Below are 16,482 nucleotides of genomic sequence, written 5' to 3'. Positions count from 1 at the left end.
ACGTCTCCTCTCTGATTACCTAGGACTCAATTTTATAGGCTTGCAGTCAGCACCGTTGGCTCTGTCGTGATTTCTACGTTTCCTGCAACGGCTCTGGAGATCATGCAGGAGCCTTCTGCTTTATGGGCAATTCGGATGGTTTTATCGATATCGTCCTGTGACGCATCTTTGGTAAGGGTGATTAGGGGTGAATGTTTGATGGCTTCATATGTAAAAATGTTATTCGTTACATCGACCGTCGCCTCTGAGGTTAACGTCAGCTCTGAAGTCGTAAGCCCTGCCCGCTCCAGCATTGCTGCAAGTGTAATGAGATAACAGGTTGCTGCTGCTCCCAAAAGCATCTCATCCGGATTCGTTCCTACTCCGGGTCCTCCCATTTCCTTCGGAATGGAAATTTGAGTCTTAAGCTGTCCAGCTTCAATAGTTCCGTCACTGTTACGGCCACCGTTCCATACGGCGTTCAATATAAATGGGTGCTTCATTTTTATATATCCTCCCTAGCTTGATATTGCATGCTATATTTTTCATCGAATACTTTACATGCTAACATAGAAGAATGTGGTGAACAAACAGGCTCAGGCCTACTATTCATGAAACTTATCTATAAATTAAAATTCAGGAGGTTCTACCATCATGATAAACGACACGGATATCAAACATCTTAAGCGTTGTATTGAACTTGCCCAATTTGCACTCGAAGCTGGGGACGAACCCTTTGGTTCCGTCCTTGTATCAGCAAGTGACGAAGTGCTGGCGGAAGACCGCAACCATGTAGGTAGCGGTGACCATACTCAGCATCCCGAATTCGCTTTAGCCCGCTGGGCAGCTCAGAATATGACACTGGAAGAACGTAAGCAGGCAACAGTGTATACCTCCGGAGAACATTGCCCTATGTGTGCAGCGGCACACGGGTGGGTTCATTTAGGACGAATTGTATATGCCAGTTCCTCGAAGCAATTATCGGCGTGGTTAAATGATATGGGAATTGCAGCATCACCCGTCCGTAATTTAAGTATTCAAGAGGTTATTCACGATGCGTTCGTAGATGGTCCTGTACCTGATCTTGCAGAACAAGTACGGGAGCTTCATCTACAATTTCACGAGAAAAGACTTCATTAGTATGACGAAACAAAAATAATTGATTTTTCCGTAAAAAAAGAACCTTTGTATAAAGGTTCTTAGGCTGTCGAGAAAGTCTCGACAGCTTTATTTATGTCCAGAAAAGGGTGATTTCACATCCCTTTACCTTTTATTATTCTTAATTACTTCGCTAAAGCGGTCAGGGAAATTTGTATGTACACCATCTACACCCCAAATTACGGCTTTATCCATATTCACTTGATAATTCACAGTATATGGAAACACCTTTAGCCCTGAATTTTTTGCCTGCGCGACATATGCCGCATTTATTTTTTGAAAGTTAGGACTTATGCCTACCGCATAAGTTTTTAATCTATTCACATAGGATTCTGATATTTTATAAACAGGGAAATCATACCATACAATTTGATAAAGAGGGACTGCTGGATTTATGGAATGGAATCTACGTAAACTCGCTTCACTAAATGAATGAATAGCAACATGAGCCGACAGATCATAATTTAAAATTTCTTCGTTTAACAATGCCTCGATGTTCGAATTCGACGTGGGATCTTTAATCTCAATCATATAGTCCACTTCTTTTCCGAACCTTTCAAATACCTCTTTTAGTGTCGGAATACGTAAATCTACATATTTATCTCTAGCGAACATGGGATATTGTTCATTAAACCATGAACCCGCGTCTAATTTTGAGATCTGCTCTAAAGTAAAATCCTTTACATACCCTTTAGCATTCGTGGTACGGTTTACGGTCCCATCGTGAATAACAACAGGAACATGATCTTTTGTTAACTGAATGTCTAACTCGATATAATCGGTCTTCATATCAATGGCTAGCTCGAATGCAGGTATTGTATTCTCAGGAGCATATCCTGAAGCACCACGGTGAGCGATGGTATATACTTTATCCGCAGGCATGATAATTTCCTTTACTTTAATGCGAATCCAGGGGGAATAAGCATACAAAGAGGTGAACAATAAGATTAATAAAAGCACATGTATACCTATAAAGTAGATTCTGGAATTTTGAATTTTTTGCATTAAGCTGACCTCATCTTTTTAAAAATATAATGTAGAATACTTGGTGTCTTTCGCTCTAACATTCATTCTTGTGTAAAATTATGATTTATATTCCCTTATGTTAATCTCACCTCATCGTATTTGTAAGGTCAAAGTTTGGAGATTTCTATTGTACCAGATTATCTAGAGAAAATATTGTGAGGCAGCATAAATGGGAAAGGGTCTGCAAGGTCAAGAAAGCAACATCTAAACTTTGTGGGGTATAAACTATAGTTGCTATATATACAGAGTCCTAAAGTTCTTATACCATTAACTTTGTAAGCGATTAACTTTATAGGAGGAAATGACTTGACAAAGCCAGTGCAACCTAATGAACCTCTCGTAACTCATATTTATACTGCGGATCCTTCTGCTCATGTATTTGAAGGCAAGATTTATATTTATCCCTCTCATGACCTGGATCACGATATGATCTCTAATGACAACGGTGACCAATATAATATGGAGGATTACCATGTTCTGTCTATTGATGGAGATGGCTCCCCTTGTATCGACCACGGTGAAGTGCTTCATGTGAAGGATGTCCCATGGGCTAAACAGCAAATGTGGGCTCCGGATGCAGCATACAAAAACAATACCTACTATTTGTTTTTCCCAGCCCGAGACCATGACGATATTTTCCGAATCGGGGTTGCAACCTCAGCGTCACCTTCGGGACCCTTTACACCTGAACCGAACTACATTCCCGGCAGTTATAGCATTGATCCCGCTGTTTTCGTTGATGATAATGGCAAATCATATATATACTTTGGGGGTCTTTGGGGCGGTCAACTTGAAAAATGGCAAACCGGCTCATTTGTTGCGGATGCAGAGGGACCGGCTAAAACGGCACCTGCTCTAGGACCTATCGTAGCGGAGCTGAGCGAGGACATGCTGAGCTTTGAAGGTGAGCCTAGAGAAATATCCATCGTCGATACGAACGGAAATCCGATTCTTGCTGGAGATGAAGAGAGAAGATATTTTGAAGGTCCTTGGATTCATAAATATAACGGTTATTATTATCTTTCTTATTCCACGGGTACTACCCATAATATTGTATACGCTATCAGTAAAGATCCGCTTGGGCCTTTTGTATATCAAGGAAAAATACTTACACCCGTCCTGGGCTGGACAACACACCATTCTATTGTTCAGTTTAAAGAGAAATGGTATTTATTTTATCATGATAGTTCTTTATCTGGTGGTGCTGACAACAAGCGTTCTGTAAAATATACGGAGCTGAAATACAACGATGATGGCACCATTCAAACCATCCATCCTTAGTTTTTATTGAAATGGAGTGCATGCTGTAGTGCATAGGAGGGGAAATATCATGCCAATAACACAACAAGGTGCTTTTTATACGGGGAAATATCGCAATTTATTTAAGGAGCTCGGCTTTTCTGAAGATGAAATCAACGCTAAACTCGAAGAAACTTGGAGTGATTTGTTTTACGGAGATCCGAACGTACGAATTTACTATCCGCTGGACGAGGATAAAAGCTATATTCTGGATACAGGTAATCTGGATGTTAGGTCTGAAGGAATGTCCTACGGGATGATGATGGCTGTTCAAATGAATAAAAAAGATGAGTTTGATCGTTTATGGAACTTCTCTAAGACGTTTATGCAGCACAAAGAAGGCCGTTATGCCGATTACTTTGCTTGGCACTGCAAGCCTGACGGTACAAGAATTTCTCAAGGACCCGCACCGGACGGGGAAGAGTTTTTCGCCATGGCTTTGTTTTTTGCCTCAAAACGTTGGGGGAACGGTCCGGAACCTTATAATTATTCCGAGCAGGCTCGAATAATATTGCGTGCCTGTGTACATAAAACTGAAACAGGCGCTGGTGACTCAATGTGGGACGCGGAAACGAAACTGATTAAATTCGTACCGGAATCCACCTTCAGTGATCCATCTTACCATCTCCCCCATTTCTATGATTTGTTCGCTTTGTGGGCTGATGCAGGTGACCACATTTTTTGGCGAGAAGCGGCGGAAGCCAGCCGCTCATATCTACACACTACATGTAATCCTATAACTGGTCTCGCTCCCGAATATGCCAATTTTAATGGCACCCCGGCAGAACCCCAGCCTCATGGTGATTTCAGCCATTTTTTCAGTGATGCTTACCGGGTTGCGGCTAATATCGGTCTGGACTGGGCATGGTTCCAAAAGGACAGCTGGCAGGTCGATCAATGTAACCGGATTCAAGCTTTTTTTAGGAATATCGAAGTTTCCAATTACAAGCGGTATACCATTGAGGGACAGGCATTCGACGAACCGGCGCTGCATCCGGTAGGCCTTTTGGCGACTAATGCCATGGCTTCGCTTGCTTCGGATGGCCCGGAGGCAGAGCATTTTGTCCGTTTGTTTTGGGATACACCTTTGCGAACTGGACAACGTCGTTATTATGATAACTGTCTGTACTTCTTTAGTTTACTAGCCCTAAGTGGAAACTATCGCATTTATTGAAGTATATCGAACAAAACAATAGGACTCCATTCCTCGAAAAGGTCGAGGAATGGAGTCCTATTAATCGTAATAAAGCTTTGCTATTATTTAATTACTACATACTCCAAGTTCACAAGTTTTGCGTAAGCAATAATTTGGTCTGTTGTAAGAGTTAATGAAACAACAGTGTGGTGACCGCCACCATTTTCGATCCAAGCTTTAACTCCGTCTTGGAAGTTTGGTTTAACATTCCAAAGCACACGAGCTACTGGAAGGTTTGGAGCTGGAACAGTTGGTTCAAAAGCAGTCACTTCATTGATCAAAAGTTTGTAATGCGTACCGAAGTCAGCCATGGAAACCACTACACCGTCTCCTGCTTTGCCGTCAAATACTAAACGGGCTGGATCGTCTTTACCACCAATACCTAGTGGAGACACGATGATTTTTGGTTTGTTGCTTGCCAAAGTTGGATCTACTTCAAGCATATGGGATTGAAGAATAGATTCTTGTCCAACTGTCAATTCATAAGTGTAATCTTCCATAAAGCCAGTCGATTGGTTATGGCTCATCACTTTAAGCAAGCGGTCGAGAGCTGCAGTTTTCCAGTCTCCTTCTCCAGCAAAACCATATCCTTGTGCCATCAAACGTTGAACAGCAAGTCCTGGAAGTTGTTTCATTCCATGTAAATCTTCGAAGTTTGAGGTGAAGGCATTGTAGCCACCTTGATCAAGGAAACGTTTGATAGCAATTTCATAGCTTGCTTGAACTCTTACGCTAGCTTCCCAAGCTTCTTTGCTGTTAGTGCCATAGTCGAATTCATACAGCTCTGCATATTCAGCAAACAAACCATCGATTTCCTCTTCTTTAACTTCATTAATGACTTGAACCAGGTCACCAATACCAAAGTAGTCTACCGTCCAGCCAAATTGAATTTGGGCTTCAACTTTATCTCCTTCAGTTACACCAACGTTACGCATGTTGTCACCAAAACGAGCAACTTTGATATTGAAGCTTTCGTTATACGCAACGGCTACGTCCATCCATTCTGCAATTTGCTTTTGAACTTCAGGGCGTTCCCAATAGCCTACAACCACTTTGTTTTGTTTGTTCAAACGGGCGTTAATAAAACCATATTCACGGTCACCATGAGCTGCTTGGTTTAAGTTCATGAAGTCCATATCAATTGTTGCCCATGGAATACTTTCATTATATTGCGTAGCTAGATGAAGCAAAGGTTTTTGCAGCATTTTTGTTCCGCGGATCCACATTTTTGCAGGTGAGAAAGTATGCATCCAAGTGATGACACCGGCAACTTCGTCACGGTAGTTAACTTCTTTCATAATGTTGGTGATTTTATCTGCGCTGACAGCCAAATCCTGCAATACTAGTGGGTAAGGCAAAACTCCGCTTTTATTCAAAGCATCTGTCATCGTTTGTGCGTGCGCTTTAACTTCAGCCAAAGCTTCTTCCCCATAAAGATGTTGTGAACCTACGACAAACCAAAATTCTTTTGCTACTGCTGTTGACATATTCATCCTCTTTTCATCATTTTGTGGTTTGATTATTTTTGACCGTAATAAGCGTCTTTCCCATGTTTGCGCAAGTAATGTTTATCTAGAATACGTTGTGGCAATTCTTCCGCAAAATGGTTCAACTCTCTAGCAAATAAATTCATTTTCGATACTTCATCCAACACTACGCTGTTCATTACAGCGGATTTTGCATTTTTCCCCCAAGTAAAGGGTCCGTGGCCTTTAAGCAAAACACCGGGAACCGCCATAATATCTATCCCGCGTTGTTCAAAGGTTTCGATGATTACATTACCTGTTTCCGCTTCGTAACCCCGATCGATTTCCTCTTGCGTCAAGAAACGCGCACAAGGAATGGAGCCATAGAATGTATCAGCGTGCGTAGTTCCCATTACAGGAACGTCAAGTCCTGCTTGTGCCCAGATAGTCGCCCAAGTGGAATGTGTATGCACGATTCCGCCAATTTCGGAGTAATGTTTATAAAGTACTGCGTGAGTAGGTGTATCGGAGGAAGGTCTCATCTCCCCTTCAACCACATTGCCATCCAGATCAACAACTACCATATCGCTGGCTTTCATTGTTTCATAATCTACACCACTAGGTTTGATTACGAATAATCCACTTTCGCGATCAATTGCACTCACATTTCCCCATGTATACTTGATTAGTCCATGTTTCGGCAATTCCAGATTGGCTTGAAAAACCTCTTCTTTAAGTTGTTCTAACATCTTGGTCCCTCCATTTTCAGACTAAATTATCAACAGCGGATTGCTCAATCGCCAGACCTTTTTTATAACGTTCGATAAAGGTTTCAAAACCTTTAATGTCGGTTGCATCGGGATGAATTTCTTCTCCCTTTACATCTTTGAACACTTTTTGATCGAGGAAGTCTTCCAAGCTTTCTTCCTGATTTTTGTTCATCATGTAGGAGGCAAGAATAGCCATTCCCCATGCGCCGCCTTCTCCAGCTGTCGACATTACGGAAACAGGAACATTCAGTGAAGCTGCCATCATTCTTTGGCCAACAACCGGAGTCTTAAATATACCGCCGTGTCCTAAAATACTATCTATGGCTACATTCTCTTCTTTCGTCAAAATGTCCATTCCAATTTTCAAAGCACCAAAGGCGCTGAACAAATGTGTACGCATAAAGTTAGCCAGATTAAATTTGCTCTCAGGCGAACGTACAAATAACGGACGACCTTCTTCTAACCCCGTAATGTTCTCACCCGAGAAATAACCGTAACTGAGCAATCCACCGGCATCTGGGTCTGCTTCCAAAGCTTTATTCAGCAGTACGCTGTACAATTTGTCAGCTTCGGCTTTTTGCCCCATCGCTTCATAGAATTCACGGAATAATCCGAGCCAGGCATTAAGGTCACTTGAACAGTTATTAGCATGAACCATACCTACTGGACTTCCGTCTGGCGTAGTCACCATATCGATTTCCGGATAAACCTTGGAAAGCTCTTTTTCCAATACGATCATGGCAAAAACAGAGGTTCCTACGGAGACATTCCCGGTACGTTTTCTTACACTATTGGTAGCAACCATACCGGTTCCTGCATCCCCTTCTGGAGGACTAAGCGGAATCCCAGCTTGTAATTGCAATGATGGATCCAGAATTTTGGCTCCTGCTTCGGTTAATAGACCTGCTTGCTCACCGGCAACATACACCTTAGGAAGAAGGTCGCTGGTCTTCAGCGAATAACCTTTGCCAGCAATAAGCTCATCAAACTGTTGTATCATAGATTCATTATAATTTCCTATGGATTCATCAATCGGGAACATACCTGAAGCATCTCCAACACCAAGTGCTTTGTTGCCGGTCAATAACCAATGAATGTATCCTGCTAACGTTGTAACAAACCGAATCTGCGGCACATGTTCTTCTTTGTTTAAGATCGCCTGATAAAGATGAGCAATACTCCAACGTTCAGGAATATTGAATTTAAATACATCTGTCAGTTCTTTGGCTGCCTTACCCGTTGTTGCATTACGCCAAGTCCGGAACGGAACGAGCAATTGATCCTGTTCGTCAAAAGCCATATATCCATGCATCATTGCAGAAAACCCGATTGAACCAACGGTTTGGAGGGTGATTCCGTAATTTTGTTGAACTTCTTGCTTCATCTCACGATAAGCATCTTGTAGACCTTTGATAATATCTTCTAGGCTGTACGTCCAAAAGCCGTCTTTCAACTGATTTTCCCATTCATAACTTCCAGAAGCGATCGTTTGAAAACTATGATCAATAAGTACTGCTTTAATACGCGTGGATCCAAATTCAATCCCTAGCGAAGTTTCTCCCTTATTGATTGCTTCTTCGATGCTTAATCGATTCGATATCACGTTGGTCACCTCTCTGACAGCGCTTTTTTAATATAAAAGAATTCGCTTTCTTAATTGACAGCTTTAGTATAAATTTTTGTACGTACATTTGTCAATAAAATAGTTATATATACATACAAATATGGAGAAGATAATAATTTAACTCCGGACTTAGTTTGTTTATGATGATCTAAAGGTACGAAATATTTACATTTTTCATAAAAAAAGAGCCCCTTTATATTTAATTCGTAGTCATGCTATAATTTGTACATACAACTTAACGAAATGTACGAATTATAAAGCGAACAAGTATGGAAAGAGGAATTACATGAAACCAAAGTATCAAGTGATTATAGAGGATATAAAAAGCAAGATCCTTTCAGGAGATTACAATGTAGGCGAACAAATTCCTACGGAGTCTGCCTTGCAGTCCTTGTACGAGGTTAGCAGACAGACTGTTAGAAAAGCCATTTTAGAGCTATCCAACGAAGGATTCCTCCGCAGCGAAAAAGGTTCTGGCACGTATGTCAGCAACCAATATCGCACAAAGACCGGCGGGAGTTCCCATAAGAAGACGATCGGTGTAATTACGACTTATATCTCTGACTACATCTTCCCTTCTATTATCCGGGGGATTGAAAGCCGAATGAATGAGGATAACTATTCACTACTATTGGCTAGTACCAATAACGATGTTGCGCAAGAAAAAAAAGCTCTCGAAATGATGTTGTCCTACGGCGTAGATGGTTTAATTATTGAACCTACGAAAAGTAATCTGTATAATCCCAATATTGCGTATTATCTGTCGTTTAAGGAGCAAGATATTCCACTCATTATGATTAATGCTTTTTATGAGGAAATAGAGCTCCCCTTCCTTTGTCTTGACGATGTGCAGTCCAGTTATCTGGCAACGAAAGAATTGATCTCCAAAGGCCACTCTCAAATTGGACTTATCGCAAAAATGGATGATTTACAGGGCAAATATCGAATGAAGGGTTATATCAAAGCCCTCGAAGAAGCTAAATTGCGGTTTTATCCAGAGCAAATATTTTCGTTCAACACCGAGACCAAACAAACCTTAGCTACGAACTTGAAGGATTTCCTAAATAAAAATAGAGATACCCTCTCTGCGATTGTCTGCTACAACGACGAGGTTGGTCTGGAAGTGGTCAATGCTTGCAGACAGCTAGACATTTCTATACCAGAGGAATTATCAATTATTGGCCAGGACAACTCCTATATTGCCCAAAATGCGAACATCAAACTGACCACTTTAACACATCCCCAAGAAACTATGGGCCGTGATGCAGCGGATTGGGTCATTAAAAAATTACAAGGAAAAAAGGATCTTCCCAACAATACTTATTATCAACCTGTGTTAATTGAAGGAGAAACAGTAGTCGAGAGATAGAATAAATTCTGAGGGATTTTGCGTTTCTCTTCATATGTAAATGTAATAACCCACCAGTCGTGACTGGTGGGTTATTTGCAACTGTTATCTCCGTATTCTTTAAAGGTTCGATTCGTGTTTTGAAGTCAACAGTACAGAAGAAGCAAACTGTTTCACAAGCTTGCCGGGATTAATCCCGTATTTCTCCCGAAACACCTCTGAGAAGTGACTTGAGTTGGAATAACCTACAGCACAGGATGTCTCATTAACGTTCAAATTACCTTGCTGCAATAGGTGTAGAGCCTTCTCCAACCTTATATCCCGCAAATAGCCAAATACAGTTGTTCCGAACATTTCTTTAAAGCCTGATTTTAATTTGTTATCATTCATTCCAATCAATCGGGAGAGCTCCAACAGGCTTGGCGGATCTATCATCCGTTGCAACATGATGTCCCGGGCTTCACTAATTTTTGTCATGTCGCTTTTCGACAGCTTTGTTGTCCCAGAAGTACCTTCTGTTAGAATCGATTGAAAGCCCAACGACAAAAGCTCTAATGTACTACATTCGATCTCCAGATTTTTGGTGCTGCGGTTTTGAAGAGCTGCCAGCATTCGCTCAAGCACGATAGCAGTAGACGGCTGCATCGTTTCCTGAAAAACACGAAAAGATGCTTGGCCAAGAATGCGGTCAAAATCAGCGGATCTCCCACCCCCGCCTTCTTCCATGAAGTGATGAAAAGTCGAAACAGGAATACCTATGCCTAACATCAGATAAGATTCATTCCCCTGAAACTCAAATTGAGAGCCAACTTCATTCATGAGTTGTAGCGTACAGCTTCCCGGAACAAACTCATACTGGACACCATCAACAGAGACTTCTCTTTTCCCTTGCAAACAATAATTAAGCTCAACCATTGCTGTTTTGGTTACGAGAGGCACGCTGTAATCCTGGCGAAAGGTAAAATCGGATACCACCACATTGATATCAAAGCGTGGGACGAATCGACGAACGAACCCTTCTCCCCTTTGCGAATGTAGTGCCATGTGCTCTGTACGATCTCTATTCTGCCGCGGCAGCTCAAGCCCATCGAAAAAAAGATTGAAATTGTGATGAAAATCTATTCCAGTCATTGCTACCGCTCTCCGATCAAGTTTTCATAATAGTGAGAACCATTCTCATCATTATAAAGGATCCTCTCTTTTTTGACCCGCTTGAATATGGTGTTATCTGGATACGCCATCTAGGAAACACTAACATTTCTTTTACTTAATTTCTTAAATACCGAGTATTCCTTATTGGACTTAATAAAACTTAATATCTTTTCGGCACATTCTATTGAATTCATCTCTTCCGTATTTACTTCGAGGTCATATTCATCAAAGCAATATACTTTGCTAAACTGTGAAGCTGCTAGTCCAATCTTTCTATCTCCTCTTGTTTGCTCTCTTCTTATGAGTTCTTCTTTCGAGCATATTACACCTATAAATAACGTAGGCTGATCGAAAAATTGCTCAAGAAACACATTAAACCTCTTATCATTGTCGATTACGGTATCTACTATTACATTAAAACCCATTTCTATTAACAATTTAATTGTCGAGCGGTACACTGAGAATATGGAATCATCTAATATTTGGGAAACGACTTGATGATCTATTTCTCTTGGAGGTTCATCTGGAAATTTATTATTAATAAAATCATTGTAATTATTAAAAAAATCATCAATTGATAAATGATAAAAAGGAATCTCTTTCTGTTTTATCAGTTCAGTCGATATGGAGGTCTTTCCGGAACTTGAAGTTCCATTTAGAAAAACTAATATCCCTTGCTTCAATTTAATCATCCCTTCAAATAATAATCATTGCAACTCAGAGAATATTCGAGAAAAGATTAAATTATCCTTTACTGTTTGATATGTTCCTTGATTTGTTCGGCTATTTGCTCCAACAATGCTTCTTTTCCTAAAGCAAAGAAAGCCTCATTATAATTTTGTCTGCTTGTTATACGATATATATTATTCGATTTTACAGCTTTCAGATTGCTCCAGACCTTGCTTTGGTCAAGAACATTCTGGTCATTATCGGATAATAAAATGATATGGTCTGGATTAAAGGTGGACAGTGCTTCTAGACTTGTCACTTTCCCTCCCCATGGATCTGGCTCCGGTGTACCTGGCGCGATGGGTAATCCTAGATCATTAAAAATCATATCCGCAATACCTGTGCGGGAATAGATGCGTATTTCTTTCTCTGTAGCTTCGATTACCGCAAACGTCTCTTCCTTGGTTATCTCAGTGATTTGATCATGTAGTAGTAGAGCACGTTGATCATAGGCCTTCAGCCACGTTTCCATTTCCGCTTTCTTATCAAGCACCTCCGCAACAAATGCAAATCGCTCTCTAAAAGCGTTAAAACCATAAGGCACCCTCACTGTTGGAGCAATCATATTTAGTTGATCATAGATTTTTTCTTGGGTAGGTCCTGCCAGTATCAAATCAGGGCTTGCTGCAATGATCGCTTCTAAGTTGACTTCCGTCTGAAACCATCCAGCGGGAGTTACATCAGGCAGTTCTTTTTTGAGAATAGGAGTGATTTCTAATGAATTAGCCATATCTGTATTCCCAGTAATAACAGGTTTATATCCAAGCACCAGAAGTTCTTCCGTTGAGCCGGATACATCGGCAATTCTAACCGGGTTCACCGGTATTACAATATCCCCTTTAGCATCCTTGAGGGTACGTGTTTCGGTCGAATTAGTAGCGACGGGTTCTGAATTTACCGCAGGTTGAGAATTTTCTACTTTAGCCTCCTGACCTGAATTCCCACACCCGTACAGCATCACCATCATGATTAAGGCGATTCCCACAAAAGAGATCTGTTTTAAACTGAACATTTTTTCCAACCCTCTCCAATCTACTGATAATCATTCTCACTTCTAGCAAGTCCGATCATACACTCTGCTGATAGGACAGAACTACCGGCAGAGGGATTGAATAACGGTTTGGCGGATATTTATTTAATTTTTATCGTTTTTTAATTACTTCTGAAGGATTAATTCCATACTGCTTCCGAAAAGCTTCGGCAAAATGACTAAAGTTGTTGTAACCTACCATCGTCGCTGTTTGGCTGACACTAATCTCCCCGGTACTTATGATTTCCCATGCTTTTTCTAAACGTTTGTTCCGTAAATATGCAAATACAGTTGTTCCGTACTCTTCCTTAAAACCAACTTTTAATTTGTATTCGTTAATGCCTGCCAGCTTGGACAATTCGATTAGCGAAGGTGGGTTTGCCATGTGGTCAAGGATGATATCCCTGGCTTTTCGAATGTTTTCTCGGTCACTACGTGATAAATGCAAACTCCGTTTAGTATGTTTCTGCTCAAAAAGAAATGCGTCAAAATATACAGATAGGAGTTCTAATGCCTTCCCCTCTACGTACAACCGGCGCATGGAGGTATGATATGGACAGTCTCTCAATTGCACCAATAATCGGGTGGTTTCTGGAAGAATAGGCATACGGAACATTCGAAAAGCACGTGAATCTAACAGCCCGGATAAGCTGCGAGCATGTGAAGAGCCTTGATCCGCCATCCATGAATCGAATAGTGTAACCGGTACACCTATGGACAATAAACGGATAGGTTCAGCACTGCGATAGTGAAATTCCGCTTGGAAATCCTGCATGAACTGCAATGAACAACTATCGGGCATTAACTCATGGCTGGTATCTGTTACATGAACTTCCCCGCTTCCCTGCAGACAAAAGCTTAACTCAATCATCGCCGCTTCGGATTGAACCCGAACTAGGCGATCATCAGCAAAACGGTAATCACTATCAACAATTTCGATCCCGGAGGGTGTGATCACTCTATCGACGTATCCTTGTGTACTGGATTGTGCAAAATGTTTCCTCTCTGTAGTGCCCCTCATAGACGGAGCCTCAAACAAAGCATCGAAATACCCGTTATAGATGTTATGAATAGATGAACTTGTCATTCTGTTATACACTCAGCAGGTAAGCTGCACTCCGTAATCCCAATATTATGTTTTATCATGAGCAGATCACCTTTTCTCTTCTATTAAATGATAACGATTATCATTTAGATCATTATATGCGAGATATTAGATAACCTGCAATGTACAGTTTTTAAGGATCTCTTATCTCCGCCTTCTCAGTAAAGCGGTAGCACTTCTTGTGTCAGCCCTGAAAAGAGGTCGCTGGTTTGATCAAAAAAGGCATCAGGCAAATAATAATAAGCATCACCCATAGACACCACCTTTAATTCGGGAATGATATACATGGCGATATAAGTCCCGTCTTTGAGGTTGAACTGTAATTGATATGATTTTCCTTGGGATTGCGCCGCTGCAAGAGCTTCATATTCCTTAATGCTTAGCTCTGTTTTTTTTGCGCTGTACAAACCTTCGATAATGGACTCAACAATAGGATGATCAGTGATAGTCTTTTGCACGTCATTCCCCACATGATTCAGAATATAGATATCTTTTGCATGCTCCTTCAGATTAGCCAGATCTAGATACTCCTTCGCGCTCATTGCAGAATCGTCTACCTTCGCCACAATTTCAGCTAGATAATAATATTGCTCATCCTTAACTGCAATACGAAAATGGGATGGGTATGTTGGGATTTCATACAGCTTTCCACCCATAGCGAACGTAGCGGCATAATCTTTTTCCGCATTCTTATCCCCGTCATTCTTTCCGGGCTCTTGGTTGAGATCAAACTCTAATGCACCAAGCGATTTGTCAGGCTCCATACCTGTGAACTTAAACTGAGCGCCATCTGCTACGAATGCATAACGGTATCCATTGTAATTCAGAATTTTGCGAACCCCTGTGGGAGACGAGACTGGTGTCTGCTGTGATATTTGTGGTGAATTAGGCAACGGAGTCTGCGGAAATTTATAAACGGCCACACCTAACACCAATGCAGCACAAGCTGCGAGTGAGCCCCACTTTACATAAGCTTTTTTATTAGTGCGTCTCGCGGAGTTGGCTTTTTCTATCAGATTTTCGTCTATGTAACCGATTGTTTTGAAGAGCTCTTTATTATTCAAAGGAAATAACCCTCTTTCTGAAGATATATTTGGAGTTTTTTGCGTGTTCTGAAAAGAATTGATTTGGTTTTACTTTCACTGATTGAGAAGCGTGCGGCAATATCGGCCAAAGAATCAGAATACCAGTAACGCCTCAAAAAAACATTCCGCTGATCTTCCTTAATGTTGTGTAGAAATTTGCTTATAGATTCGGCTATTTGTGCTTCCTCGTATTGGGTTTCAACGTTGTCTGAAGAGGATAAACAATCGTTTAATTCATTAAGAATCGTATCGAATTTTTTATTCCGTTTTTTAGCCATGTAATAATCGTATTTGTTCAAAGCAATATTTCGTGTGATTCTCCCCAGAAAAGAGGACAGCTTTGCAGGAGACTTCGGCGGTATTGCTTCCCATGCACCAAGAAAGGTATCGTTAACACATTCTTCCGAATCTTCAGCATTAGACAAAATGTTATGAGCGATCCGAGTACAATAATTTCTATATTTTTTCGATGTTTCTTCTACTGCCCTTTCATTACGTGCAAAATACAATTGTATGATTTCACTATCTTCCACTCCATCACTTCCGTTCGATTTGATTAAGCATTCACTTATAAAGTAGGAAAAGAAGTGTTTAGGTTGCATAAAAATATAATTTTCTATAAGCTTCGGCATTCAACGCTGATAATATGACATAAAAATACAAATAACCCCTCATCCTAAGGGATAAGGGGAAGTTATGATATCATCTAATTTTTAATTAATTCTACTTCCTTCATTGGAGCCTTTGTCTTACGGAGCATCATCCAGATCCCCCCCAGACAAAATAAAACACTACATCCCATGCCAAACAACGCGCTGGCGTTTAATGCCTGAGGTGAGCCTTTCATTGTAAGCACAGCCATTTGAGTGACAACAATGGAGACTAAGGCATCAGTAAAGCTAATCATTTTTAATGTTGATATAATGGGATTTTTGAGATGACGGTTAACAATATTTCCATGAATGGCAAAACCAAGTTTTGTAAAAGCGATCAGTGCTACCAGATATACAATGTAACCTTCATAAACCAAAGCGTCTCCGACTAGATAAATCCGCAAGCAGACCAACAGATAAGAAACCCCTAGAAGACAAAGAAAAACACCGCCACGCTTATAAACATAAAGCTCCATGGAATACCTTTGCTGTGCTGAACTGACTTTTTTAGCTAATGTATATTTATGAAGCACCTGTCCTTTGGCTATACACAGGATCAGATAATAAAGTGCATTTGTGATGAACCATCCGGACAATAGATATAACCCAAGAATTAACTTGCCTATACCAATAAAAGCATTGATGACTAGGGAAGCAGCGTTGAACATGGCGGTTCGATCTTGCGGATTTCCGAAGTACCGAACTAAGATTGCCTTAATATATATCATCCTTTCAAGAAAACCTTCATATCTCATTTTATGTTTCTAAGGGGACAATAGTATCATACTTGGCTCAACCCAGCAATAAAGCAAACAAAGTTCTGATTTATGATATATTAGAAAAGGTTGTGCTAATTCAGCAAG

General features: G+C 40.7%; 16 protein-coding genes. 4 read left to right on the top strand and 12 right to left on the bottom strand.

What is annotated here, in order from left to right; genetic code table 11:
* Positions 1-32: 32 nt before the first annotated feature.
* The gene (locus tag MKY14_RS05990; protein WP_038571065.1) at positions 33-482 is read right to left on the bottom strand and encodes an OsmC family protein; all 450 of its coding nucleotides are present in this window, start codon (positions 480-482) and stop codon (positions 33-35) included.
* 151 nt (positions 483-633) lie between these two features.
* On the opposite strand from MKY14_RS05990, the gene MKY14_RS05985 reads away from it, so the two are divergent.
* The gene (locus MKY14_RS05985; RefSeq protein WP_076278476.1) at positions 634-1,119 is read left to right on the top strand and encodes a nucleoside deaminase; all 486 of its coding nucleotides are present in this window, start codon (positions 634-636) and stop codon (positions 1,117-1,119) included.
* Between the two features lie 123 nt (positions 1,120-1,242).
* On the opposite strand, the gene MKY14_RS05980 is transcribed toward MKY14_RS05985, so the two are convergent.
* Positions 1,243-2,142 (bottom strand): glycerophosphodiester phosphodiesterase, encoded by a 900-nt coding sequence (locus tag MKY14_RS05980; RefSeq protein ID WP_052097044.1) that lies wholly within the window; start codon positions 2,140-2,142, stop codon positions 1,243-1,245.
* A gap of 327 nt (positions 2,143-2,469) precedes the next feature.
* Between MKY14_RS05980 and MKY14_RS05975 the strand changes: the two genes are divergently transcribed.
* Both MKY14_RS05975 and MKY14_RS05970 read left to right on the top strand, forming a co-directional pair.
* Positions 2,470-3,444 (top strand): glycoside hydrolase family 43 protein, encoded by a 975-nt coding sequence (locus MKY14_RS05975; protein ID WP_076307806.1) that lies wholly within the window; start codon positions 2,470-2,472, stop codon positions 3,442-3,444.
* Between the two features lie 49 nt (positions 3,445-3,493).
* A complete protein-coding gene (locus MKY14_RS05970; RefSeq protein WP_076307805.1) occupies positions 3,494-4,636 on the top strand; it encodes a glycosyl hydrolase family 8 in 1,143 nt (380 codons plus the stop codon).
* Between the two features lie 83 nt (positions 4,637-4,719).
* Here the strand turns inward: MKY14_RS05970 and araA are convergent, their stop codons facing one another.
* The 3 genes from araA to MKY14_RS05955 are packed head-to-tail and all read right to left on the bottom strand — an operon-like array spanning position 4,720 to position 8,496.
* Positions 4,720-6,144 carry an L-arabinose isomerase gene (gene araA, locus MKY14_RS05965; RefSeq protein WP_038571054.1) on the bottom strand — a complete coding sequence of 475 codons (1,425 nt, stop codon included), beginning with the start codon at positions 6,142-6,144 and terminating at the stop codon, positions 4,720-4,722.
* A 32-nt stretch (positions 6,145-6,176) separates the two neighbouring features.
* Entirely contained in the window at positions 6,177-6,872 is a 696-nt protein-coding gene (locus MKY14_RS05960) for an L-ribulose-5-phosphate 4-epimerase (protein WP_036677359.1), read from the bottom strand.
* A gap of 16 nt (positions 6,873-6,888) precedes the next feature.
* Positions 6,889-8,496, bottom strand: coding sequence for a xylulokinase (locus MKY14_RS05955; RefSeq protein WP_076190364.1), 1,608 nt, complete (start codon positions 8,494-8,496; stop codon positions 6,889-6,891).
* A 307-nt stretch (positions 8,497-8,803) separates the two neighbouring features.
* Between MKY14_RS05955 and MKY14_RS05950 the strand changes: the two genes are divergently transcribed.
* Complete coding sequence (locus MKY14_RS05950) at positions 8,804-9,886, top strand: GntR family transcriptional regulator (protein WP_076125610.1); 1,083 nt, start codon at positions 8,804-8,806, stop codon at positions 9,884-9,886.
* Between the two features lie 99 nt (positions 9,887-9,985).
* Here MKY14_RS05950 and MKY14_RS05945 read toward each other — a convergent pair whose 3' ends face one another.
* The 7 genes from MKY14_RS05945 to MKY14_RS05915 all read right to left on the bottom strand — a co-directional run bounded on the left by MKY14_RS05945 (position 9,986) and on the right by MKY14_RS05915 (position 16,374).
* The gene (locus tag MKY14_RS05945) at positions 9,986-10,996 is read right to left on the bottom strand and encodes a helix-turn-helix transcriptional regulator (protein WP_076190365.1); all 1,011 of its coding nucleotides are present in this window, start codon (positions 10,994-10,996) and stop codon (positions 9,986-9,988) included.
* Positions 10,997-11,106: 110 nt separating this feature from the next.
* Positions 11,107-11,700: a chloramphenicol phosphotransferase CPT family protein gene (locus MKY14_RS05940; RefSeq protein WP_076276526.1), complete on the bottom strand. Its 594-nt coding sequence runs from the start codon at positions 11,698-11,700 to the stop codon at positions 11,107-11,109.
* A gap of 68 nt (positions 11,701-11,768) precedes the next feature.
* The gene (locus MKY14_RS05935; RefSeq protein ID WP_076141218.1) at positions 11,769-12,758 is read right to left on the bottom strand and encodes an ABC transporter substrate-binding protein; all 990 of its coding nucleotides are present in this window, start codon (positions 12,756-12,758) and stop codon (positions 11,769-11,771) included.
* Positions 12,759-12,888: 130 nt separating this feature from the next.
* Complete coding sequence (locus MKY14_RS05930) at positions 12,889-13,863, bottom strand: helix-turn-helix transcriptional regulator (RefSeq protein WP_076125617.1); 975 nt, start codon at positions 13,861-13,863, stop codon at positions 12,889-12,891.
* 176 nt (positions 13,864-14,039) lie between these two features.
* Positions 14,040-14,945 (bottom strand): hypothetical protein, encoded by a 906-nt coding sequence (locus tag MKY14_RS05925; RefSeq protein ID WP_249267687.1) that lies wholly within the window; start codon positions 14,943-14,945, stop codon positions 14,040-14,042.
* Complete coding sequence (locus MKY14_RS05920) at positions 14,942-15,499, bottom strand: RNA polymerase sigma factor (protein WP_076125863.1); 558 nt, start codon at positions 15,497-15,499, stop codon at positions 14,942-14,944. Before MKY14_RS05920 ends, MKY14_RS05925 begins: the two co-directional genes overlap by 4 nt.
* Before the next feature lie 173 nt (positions 15,500-15,672).
* Positions 15,673-16,374 carry a hypothetical protein gene (locus MKY14_RS05915; RefSeq protein WP_076190366.1) on the bottom strand — a complete coding sequence of 234 codons (702 nt, stop codon included), beginning with the start codon at positions 16,372-16,374 and terminating at the stop codon, positions 15,673-15,675.
* Positions 16,375-16,482: the final 108 nt, after the last annotated feature.

Origin of the sequence: Paenibacillus sp. FSL R5-0887, from assembly GCF_038002305.1 — a bacterium.
Classification (GTDB): Bacteria; Bacillota; Bacilli; order Paenibacillales; family Paenibacillaceae; genus Paenibacillus_AQ; species Paenibacillus_AQ odorifer.
Note: the sequence above shows the minus strand (reverse complement) of the source record. Positions and strands in the feature narration are given on the sequence as shown.

What these genes read in the sequence shown, in the direction of transcription:
- MKY14_RS05945 (WP_076190365.1), bottom strand. Translation starts at nt 10,996, where the DNA reads ATGACTGGAATAGATTTTCATCACAATTTCAATCTTTTTTTCGATGGG.
- MKY14_RS05960 (WP_036677359.1), bottom strand. Translation starts at nt 6,872, where the DNA reads ATGTTAGAACAACTTAAAGAAGAGGTTTTTCAAGCCAATCTGGAATTG.
- MKY14_RS05980 (WP_052097044.1), bottom strand. Translation starts at nt 2,142, where the DNA reads ATGCAAAAAATTCAAAATTCCAGAATCTACTTTATAGGTATACATGTG.
- MKY14_RS05915 (WP_076190366.1), bottom strand. Translation starts at nt 16,374, where the DNA reads ATGAGATATGAAGGTTTTCTTGAAAGGATGATATATATTAAGGCAATC.
- MKY14_RS05950 (WP_076125610.1), top strand. Translation starts at nt 8,804, where the DNA reads ATGAAACCAAAGTATCAAGTGATTATAGAGGATATAAAAAGCAAGATC.
- MKY14_RS05930 (WP_076125617.1), bottom strand. Translation starts at nt 13,863, where the DNA reads ATGACAAGTTCATCTATTCATAACATCTATAACGGGTATTTCGATGCT.
- araA (WP_038571054.1), bottom strand. Translation starts at nt 6,144, where the DNA reads ATGTCAACAGCAGTAGCAAAAGAATTTTGGTTTGTCGTAGGTTCACAA.
- MKY14_RS05970 (WP_076307805.1), top strand. Translation starts at nt 3,494, where the DNA reads ATGCCAATAACACAACAAGGTGCTTTTTATACGGGGAAATATCGCAAT.
- MKY14_RS05985 (WP_076278476.1), top strand. Translation starts at nt 634, where the DNA reads ATGATAAACGACACGGATATCAAACATCTTAAGCGTTGTATTGAACTT.
- MKY14_RS05935 (WP_076141218.1), bottom strand. Translation starts at nt 12,758, where the DNA reads ATGTTCAGTTTAAAACAGATCTCTTTTGTGGGAATCGCCTTAATCATG.
- MKY14_RS05990 (WP_038571065.1), bottom strand. Translation starts at nt 482, where the DNA reads ATGAAGCACCCATTTATATTGAACGCCGTATGGAACGGTGGCCGTAAC.